6 protein-coding genes and 2 pseudogenes are annotated in these 7788 nt (G+C 66.9%); 3 read left to right on the top strand and 5 right to left on the bottom strand.

Features of this window, described 5'->3' with window-relative positions; all coding sequences use genetic code 11:
- Positions 1 to 229 precede the first annotated feature (229 nt).
- On the top strand, positions 230 to 2965 hold the full coding sequence (locus HMPREF3165_RS09400) for a sialidase family protein (protein ID WP_070512796.1): 2736 nt from the start codon (positions 230 to 232) through the stop codon (positions 2963 to 2965).
- A 297-nt stretch (positions 2966 to 3262) separates the two neighbouring features.
- Here HMPREF3165_RS09400 and HMPREF3165_RS09395 read toward each other — a convergent pair whose 3' ends face one another.
- On the bottom strand, positions 3263 to 3496 hold the full coding sequence (locus tag HMPREF3165_RS09395) for a type II toxin-antitoxin system Phd/YefM family antitoxin (RefSeq protein WP_070512794.1): 234 nt from the start codon (positions 3494 to 3496) through the stop codon (positions 3263 to 3265).
- Positions 3497 to 3933: 437 nt separating this feature from the next.
- On the opposite strand from HMPREF3165_RS09395, the pseudogene HMPREF3165_RS12990 reads away from it, so the two are divergent.
- Positions 3934 to 4080: pseudogene (locus HMPREF3165_RS12990) on the top strand (type II toxin-antitoxin system RelE/ParE family toxin); the annotation flags it as partial.
- Positions 4055 to 4378, top strand: coding sequence for a HigA family addiction module antitoxin (locus HMPREF3165_RS09390; protein WP_070512805.1), 324 nt, complete (start codon positions 4055 to 4057; stop codon positions 4376 to 4378). The pseudogene HMPREF3165_RS12990 and the gene HMPREF3165_RS09390, both read left to right, overlap by 26 nt.
- A gap of 157 nt (positions 4379 to 4535) precedes the next feature.
- Here the strand turns inward: HMPREF3165_RS09390 and HMPREF3165_RS09385 are convergent, their stop codons facing one another.
- From HMPREF3165_RS09385 to HMPREF3165_RS13880, 4 genes and pseudogenes are all read right to left on the bottom strand, one after another.
- Entirely contained in the window at positions 4536 to 6140 is a 1605-nt protein-coding gene (locus HMPREF3165_RS09385) for a cation:proton antiporter (protein WP_070512792.1), read from the bottom strand.
- Between the two features lie 145 nt (positions 6141 to 6285).
- Positions 6286 to 6459 (bottom strand): hypothetical protein, encoded by a 174-nt coding sequence (locus HMPREF3165_RS13295; protein WP_256275248.1) that lies wholly within the window; start codon positions 6457 to 6459, stop codon positions 6286 to 6288.
- On the bottom strand, positions 6456 to 6743 hold the full coding sequence (locus HMPREF3165_RS09380) for a helix-turn-helix domain-containing protein (RefSeq protein ID WP_070512789.1): 288 nt from the start codon (positions 6741 to 6743) through the stop codon (positions 6456 to 6458). The genes HMPREF3165_RS13295 and HMPREF3165_RS09380 overlap by 4 nt, the downstream gene beginning before the upstream one ends.
- Before the next feature lie 215 nt (positions 6744 to 6958).
- Positions 6959 to 7788 (bottom strand): annotated as a pseudogene (locus tag HMPREF3165_RS13880) (IS1634 family transposase); the annotation flags it as partial.

Below are 7788 nucleotides of genomic sequence, written 5' to 3'. Positions count from 1 at the left end.
ACCTGACCCCACCGTCGATTCTGAAGTTTTTGTCGAAGTGTGCGCGATGCGCCACGGTGTCAGGGACCGAACGGCTGGGCCATCAGGGACCGAACGGTCGGCCTTTGGCGACTCGCCCGACTTTGCAGAATCGAGATGTTCCGTTACCTTATCGTGAGACGTCTGACATCTACCGTCTACGTCTCCTGTTGAAGGCAAGGCCGCCTCGGCACCCTAGAACGGAACACCTATGACATCGCACAGTCCTTTTTCCCGGAGGCGCCTGCCGGCCCTCCTGGGCTCCCTGCCACTGGCCGCCACCGGCCTGATCGCCGCCGCACCCCCGGCGCACGCCGTCCCCACGTCTGACGGCCTGGCCGACGTCACCATCACGCAGGTGAACGCGCCCGCGGACGGCCTCTATTCCGTCGGCGATGTCATGACCTTCAACATCACCCTCACCAACACCAGCGGTGAGGCCCACTCCTACGCCCCGGCCTCAACGAACCTGTCCGGGAACGTCTCCAAGTGCCGGTGGCGCAACGTCCCGGCCGGGACGACCAAGACCGACTGCACCGGCCTGGCCACGCACACGGTGACCGCCGAGGACCTCAAGGCAGGCGGCTTCACCCCGCAGATCGCCTACGAGGTCAAGGCCGTGGAGTACGCCGGGAAGGCCCTGAACACCCCGGAGACGATCAAGGGCGCGACGAGCCCGGTCAAGGCCAACTCGCTGCGGGTCGAGTCGATCACGCCGTCGTCGAGCCAGGAGAACTACAAGCTGGGCGACACCGTCACCTACACGGTGCGCGTGCGCTCGGTGTCGGACAAGACGATCAACGTCGCCGCCACCGAGTCCTCCTTCGACGACCTGGGCCGCCAGTGCCACTGGGGCGGCCTCAAGCCGGGCAAGGGCGCCGTCTACAACTGCAAGCCACTCACCCACACGATCACGCAGGCCGACGTCGACGCCGGCCGCTGGACGCCGTCGATCACCCTGACGGCCACCGGCACTGACGGCGCCGCCCTCCAGACGCTCACCGCCACCGGCACCCCGATCAACGTCGTCGGCGACCACCCGCAGGCCACGCCCGCCCCGGCGCCCGACGCGAGTACGGAGCTGCCGGCCTCGATGAGCCAGGCCCAGCACGTGGCCCCCAACACGGCCACAGACAACTACCGCATCCCGGCGATCACCACCGCCCCCAACGGGGACCTGCTCATCTCCTACGACGAGCGCCCGAAGGACAACGGCAACGGCGGCAGCGACGCCCCCAACCCGAACCACATCGTCCAACGCCGCTCCACCGACGGCGGCAAGACCTGGTCGGCACCCACCTACATCCACCAGGGCACGGAGACCGGCAAGAAGGTCGGCTACTCCGACCCGAGCTACGTCGTCGACCACCAGACGGGCACGATCTTCAACTTCCACGTCAAGTCCTACGACCAGGGCTGGGGCGGCTCGCAGGCCGGCACCGACCCGGACAACCGGGGCATCATCCAGGCGGAGGTGTCGACCTCCACGGACAACGGCTGGACCTGGACGCACCGCACCATCACCGCGGACATCACGAAGGACAACCCGTGGACCGCGCGCTTCGCGGCCTCGGGCCAGGGCATCCAGATTCAGCACGGCCCCCACGCCGGGCGCCTGGTGCAGCAGTACACGATCAGGACCGCCGGCGGCGCGGTGCAGGCCGTCTCGGTCTACTCCGACGATCACGGGAAGACCTGGCAGGCCGGCACGCCGATCGGGACCGGCATGGATGAGAACAAGGTCGTTGAGCTCTCCGACGGCTCCCTCATGCTCAACTCACGCGCCTCGGACAGCTCCGGCTTCCGCAAGGTGGCCCACTCCACCGACGGCGGGCAGACCTGGAGTGAGCCGGTGTCCGACCAGAACCTGCCTGACTCGGTGGACAACGCCCAGATCATCCGGGCCTTCCCGAACGCCGCCCCGGACGACCCGCGCGCCAAGGTGCTGCTGCTGAGCCACTCGCCAAACCCGAAGCCGTGGTCGCGTGACCGCGGCACCATCTCGATGTCCTGCGACGACGGCGCCTCCTGGACGACCAGCAAGGTCTTCCACGAGCCCTTCGTCGGTTACACGACGATCGCCGTGCAGTCCGACGGCAGCATCGGGCTGCTCAGCGAGGATGCCCATGACGGCGCCAACTACGGCGGCATCTGGTACCGCAACTTCACGATGAACTGGCTCGGCGAGCAGTGCGGCCAGAAGCCGGCGGAGCCGAGCCCGGCACCGTCGCCGACAGCGGCACCCTCGGCGGCACCGACGGAGCAGCCGGCCCCGTCGGCCGCGCCGAGCGCTGAGCCCACGCAGGCCCCGGCACCGTCCTCCGCGCCTGAGCCGAGCGCTGTCCCTGAGCCGAGCAGCGCCCCGGCTCCGGAGCCCACGGCCGCGCCGAGCACGGAGCCCACGCAGGCCCCGGCACCGAGCTCCGCGCCTGAGCCGAGCGCTGGGCCGACCGCTGCGCCCGCACCGGAGACGTCCTCTGCTCCGGCCGCTGAGCCGACGCAGGCCCCGACGGTGGCGCCTTCTGCTGAGCCCACGCAGGCGCCGGGTGCGCAGCCGAGCGCCGCGCCTTCGGAGAAGCCGGGAGCACAGCCGAGCTCGGCCCCCAAGCCGGGTGCGACGGGCCGGGCGCCGTCGGTGGCGAACCCGAAGGCGACCGCGGCGCCGTCGGGGAAGGCGTCGTCGAGCGCGAGCCCGGCACCGAGCCGGAGCGCGGCGGCGCCGTCGAAGCCGGGCATGGAGCCCGATGAGATTGATCGGCCGTCTGACGGAGCCATGGCGCAGCCGACCGGTGGTGCCAGCGCGCCGAGCGCCGCGCCGACGCGGGCGGCGAAGGCCGGCAGCAGGCTGTCTCGCACGGGGACCAACGCGCTGCTGGGCCTGGGCATTGCGGGTGTCGCGGTTGTCGGCGGGTACCTGCTGCTGCGGGCTCGCCGCGCGAAGAACTGAGCACGCGATGAGCCGGTCATCCGGCTCTGAGCACTGACTGAGGGGTGGGACGCCGACGCGTCCCACCCCTCAGTGCTCTCCTGGGCGGCGGAGCTGACCGCCTCTGCGGCCCGGCCCGACCTTCCTCAGGCGCAGAACGCCCGGCGATGTCCACATCGGACACAAAGGCCTAGAGCGGGACAGAACCTGCGAGAAGAAACCGCATGATTCCAACGTTTCGTTTCCCGGGTTGGCAACGCCGGGCCTCCTTTGTATCCGATTTGGACACCGACGCCCTCCAGCGCCCCTGCAATGCGGTCAGGTTCGAGGGTAAGACTCCATGAGAGCCTGCTCGTATGCGTCGAGCAGACGCCGGGCGTTCTTGGGTGACCGGAAGAGGTGGGCGGTCTCCTGCCAGCTCGCGTACTCGTCGGCCGGCATGAGGACCGCTCGGCCGTTACTCGAGACGATCTCGACAGCATGGTGACTGGCAGCGATGCGGTCGATGAGCGCCGGCAGCGTCCGGCTCGCTTCGTCCGCGCTGACGGTCACCACTACTCCCCTACGCTCACACAGTATGGAGGAACACTACCAAGCCCCGGGGGCAAACAGACGGCGATCTGCCCCTGCACACAAGAGTGCTAGCATTACAGTCGTCCCACATTCCTAGACAGAGAGACCTCATCATGGCCAAAGGTTTTAAATGCCCCAAATGCGGGAGGTATACCCTTCAGCCCAAATCCACCAACTGGTTGCGGTGTTCGAACTGCGAAACAACGGTGAAAAAGGATAACGTTTAAGGCGGCTTCAGGAAACATAAGACGCTAATTCACCCCTGGCGCGCAGATCTCACCGAAACAGAAGTCTTCGACTTAGCATCATCAACACGGCCACATCTAAGCGACACAGCGTAGTCAATAACTTCCAGCTAAAACTCGATGGACTTAGTTAAGATACTGGAATCCAGATCGCAAACCGGTTTTCAACGCCTGCGCATCCCACCGGGCAACCGGCTCGAGCGACTGACTGGCGATCGACGTGGCCAGTACAGCATTCGGGTCAACGCCCAGTGGCGACTCTGCTTCACCTGGCATGAAGGAGGTGCGGATGATGTCGAACTCGTCGACTACCACTGATACTGACCGGATCGACCCGATTCACCCGGGCGAGGTCCTCATGGAGGACTTCATCGAGGGGTTCGGGATCACCCAGAACAAGCTCGCCACGGCCATCGGCGTGCCCCCGCGCCGCATCAACGAGATCGTGCACGGCAAGCGCGGCATCACTGCGGACACCGCTGTACGTCTGGCCAGGTACTTCGGCACATCTGCCGAGCTGTGGATGAACCTGCAGAGCCACTACGAGCTCAGGCTTGAGCGCCGGGCCCTGCGCGAGCAGCTCGACAACATCGTGCCGCTGCAGTCGGTGGCGTAGACAACGCAGACGGTGTGCGTGACCAACGTTCACCTCCGGTGAGGTGAGCCGGCGCGGTTCAGGCGGCGGTGACTGGACCGCAGATACTCTCCAAGCACGCTCTACCGAGGCGAACGGGGCGGAGGCGATCGATGTCGCCGGCCGGCGGTTCGCCGGTTTACTCGACGTCGAGGGGGCCGTTGATGTGGAGGGTCTCGACGTCGAAGCGCCGGTTTACTCGCGAGGCGGTGAAGTCGTCGATGCGGCCAGCGAAGCGCAGGCTGTGTACGCGCTCGCGCAGGTGCTCGATGACGGCGAGCCGCAGGGCGCTTTCCTGGTCACCGTAGACGCTTGCCTCCTCTTCTGCGTTGGCGTTGCTCACGGAGTCGTGACGACGTGCGTAGTCGGCGCGTACTGCCTCGATGGCTGTGTCGTCGTCGACACCCGCGCTTTCTGCGATGGCGTCGAGCTGACTGATGGTGTCGGCGAGGATGTCGGCAAGGGCCTCGGTCTCCTGCGACTCGACGGACTCGGCGGTCTGCATGCCGGCCGAGGGCCTGGCGTTGGCCCAGCGGACCACGTAGGGCAGGGCGAGGCCCTGGATGAGGAGGGACAGGAGGGTCGCGCCGGCGACGACGAGGATGATGAGGTTGCGCTCGGCGTAGGTGGTGCCGTCGAAGGAGGTCGGGATGGACAGGGCCATCGCCAGTGAAATCGCGCCGCGGAAGCCGGCGACCGTGGAGACGATGCGGCCCCGGATATTGGTGCGGCGCAGGCGTTGCTCGGGGCGGCGGTCGAGGGCGCGGATGGAGTAGATGATGAGGTGCTGGCCTGCGAACCTTCCCGTGACCATGGCGATGTAGATGATGGGGATGAGGATGAGGCCGCGCACGAGGTCGGCGCGAGGGAGCTCGGCGACGATGCCGGGGAGTGCCACCCCCACCATGACGAAGAGGATGGTGTTGAGGATGTGGGTGAGGATCGTCCAGAAGGGGATGCCGAGGACTCGCGAGCCCAGGGACGTGTGCGGGGCGGCGAAGCGGGAGATGACGATTCCGCAGGTGACGACGGCGAGCACGCCCGAGCCGCCGATCTCCTCGGCGATGAAGAAGGTGAGGAACGGCGTGGCCAGGGCGGTGATTGTCGCCAGCATGGGGTCGTCGGTGATGGTGCGGACCCGGATGCCGATCTTCGTGACTGCCGCTCCGACGAGGACTCCTGCACCGATTCCTCCCCCGAAGGACAGCAGGAGCTGTTGTGCGACGAGCCCGGCGGTGACGCCGGAGAAGTCCTGCGCAGCTTGGAGGGCGATGGCGAAGATGACCAGGGCGGTGCCGTCGTTGAGGAGTGACTCGGCTTGGAGGACGGTGCGGCCGTTGGGGTTGATGCCGCGTCCCAGGCTGGAGACGGCGGTGGCGTCGGTGGGGCCGAGGCAGGCGCCGATGAGGAGAGCGGCTCCCACGCTCAGCCCCGTGAGGACGCCGATGAGGGTGATGAGGGCGGCCGTGATGGCGACGAGGACCGTGGCGCTGAGGATGATGCCGCGCAGGCTTCGCCGCATGCGGTTGAGGGAGACGGACAGCGATTCCCAGTACAGGAGGATCGGCAGGAAGATCGTGAGCACCACGGTGCTGGGTAGGGACATCTCCTCACCCACTGGGAGCAGGGCGATGCCCACGCCCGCGGCGATGAGAAGTACCGGGGCGATGAGGCGGAACCTGTTGGCAATCGCGTAGGCGACAACTGAGGCGCCGATGAGGGCGACGATCATCTCGATGGTCATGAGGCTGCCGGGTTCCCTTCCTGGAATGAGTGTGGCGGGCGGACTGCGGCCGGTCCGGGAGAGGGGCGCAGTCACGCAAGCTTGGGGCCAGGCCTGTGTCAGGTCCAGGCCAGGCTAGGCCGGGCGCAGCCTACAGATGCTTCCTTCAGCGCCCCTGGGGATAGTCGATTCGCGTGTGTGACCTCTGCTCACATTCGGCGAGGTAGGTGGGGTCGTAGAGAAAGGTTTTGGAGATCTGGGCGCGCGATCGGGTGACGTGCGCTTGGCCGACCAGGCGGTGGGAGCCGTTGGCATCGGAGACGATCTCGACAGTGGTCATCGGGCGCGCTTTCTGGTGAGGCGGCCGGCGCGGAGGCGGCCGATGTCACTGGCCAGGGGATCGGCCGCGTCGACAAGCTGGTCGAGGATGCCCAGGGCGCGCAGCACCTGGGTGACGCTGTTGAAGCTGACGTTGGGGTTGCCCGACTCGATCTTGCGCAGAGTGTCACGGGTGATGCCAGCCCGCTCGGAGACCTGCTGCGCGGTCAGGCCGAGCACCATGCGCCACCCGCGCACGTGCTCTCCGAACTCCGTCACCTGACGGTCGATCCTGTAGCCCGACATGTCCCTCCGTTCACTATGACGACCATCGTAGCCCGAACTAAGAGTTGTGGCTATTACGCTCGTCATATGGTTCAGCGAGTTTAGAGAGGGCAAAGGTTCCAGCAACTGGGATCGTTCCCCGGGTGCCTGGGCTGCTCACCGGCGGGTTGTTCAACCTCATAGCCCAGGCACAGGGCGTGGTGGCCGTGTCCTCCGACGCCTGAGTTGCACAGTTTTTAGTGCCCTGTTGGGATGTTGAGGGCGGTGAGGATGTCTTCAGCTTGGGGGGTCAGGGGGTCGGCGGCGGTGAGGTGGTGGCCGTTGAGGTTGATGGTGACCTCCTGCAGGCCGCGTAGCTCGCGCACGATCCTGGCGATGCTGATGCCGGTGGTGTCCTGGAGGTAGCGGGCTACGGCCAGGGAGGCCATGACCACGGTCAGGTGGGCCTCGATGGCGTCACGGGTGTGGTGGAAGACGGGGTGGGCTCGCAGGTCGTGCTTGCTCATCCGGAAAGAGGCCTCGACGTGCCACAGCTCGTGATACGAGGAGACGACCTCACCGGCATCCATCAAATGCGAGGGGACGAAAGGTGGCGTAGCCCTTGAGGCCGACCAGGGACCGGGCTCTGGCGATGGAGGCCTCATCAAGGACCTGATCGCCTTGATGGACGGTGACAAAACGCGTGCCCTTGGGACGCTTCTCACCAGCGATGACGGCCCGGGCCCGGTCGGCCTGAGCGGTCAGGGTCTGGTTGTCCCGGGCCGCACGCTTCTTGGAGTAGGCCCAGATGGCCCTCCATGAGCCTGGATGGGTGTGCGGGTCCCACACCGGCTCGGCCTTGCGGCTCTTGTCCCGCTCGGTGTTCAAGCCCCGCTTGGGGGTGATGGTGTCGATGACCTGCCCGTCGGCAGGGGCGTCCCCGTGCCAGTGGAAGTGGGCCTCCAGGTCGCCTGGGGCCCGGGTGGTGCGGGCGCCGACGATGAACCGCAGCCTCGCGTCGTCCAGGGCCGTCAGGTTGGCGGCCGAGAGCATGCCTGCGTCGGCGACGATGATGAGGTCCTCGATG

Origin of the sequence: Actinomyces sp. HMSC08A09 (assembly GCF_001807465.1) — a bacterium.
In the GTDB taxonomy this organism is placed as follows: Bacteria; Actinomycetota; Actinomycetes; order Actinomycetales; family Actinomycetaceae; genus Actinomyces; species Actinomyces oris.
Note: the sequence above shows the minus strand (reverse complement) of the source record. Positions and strands in the feature narration are given on the sequence as shown.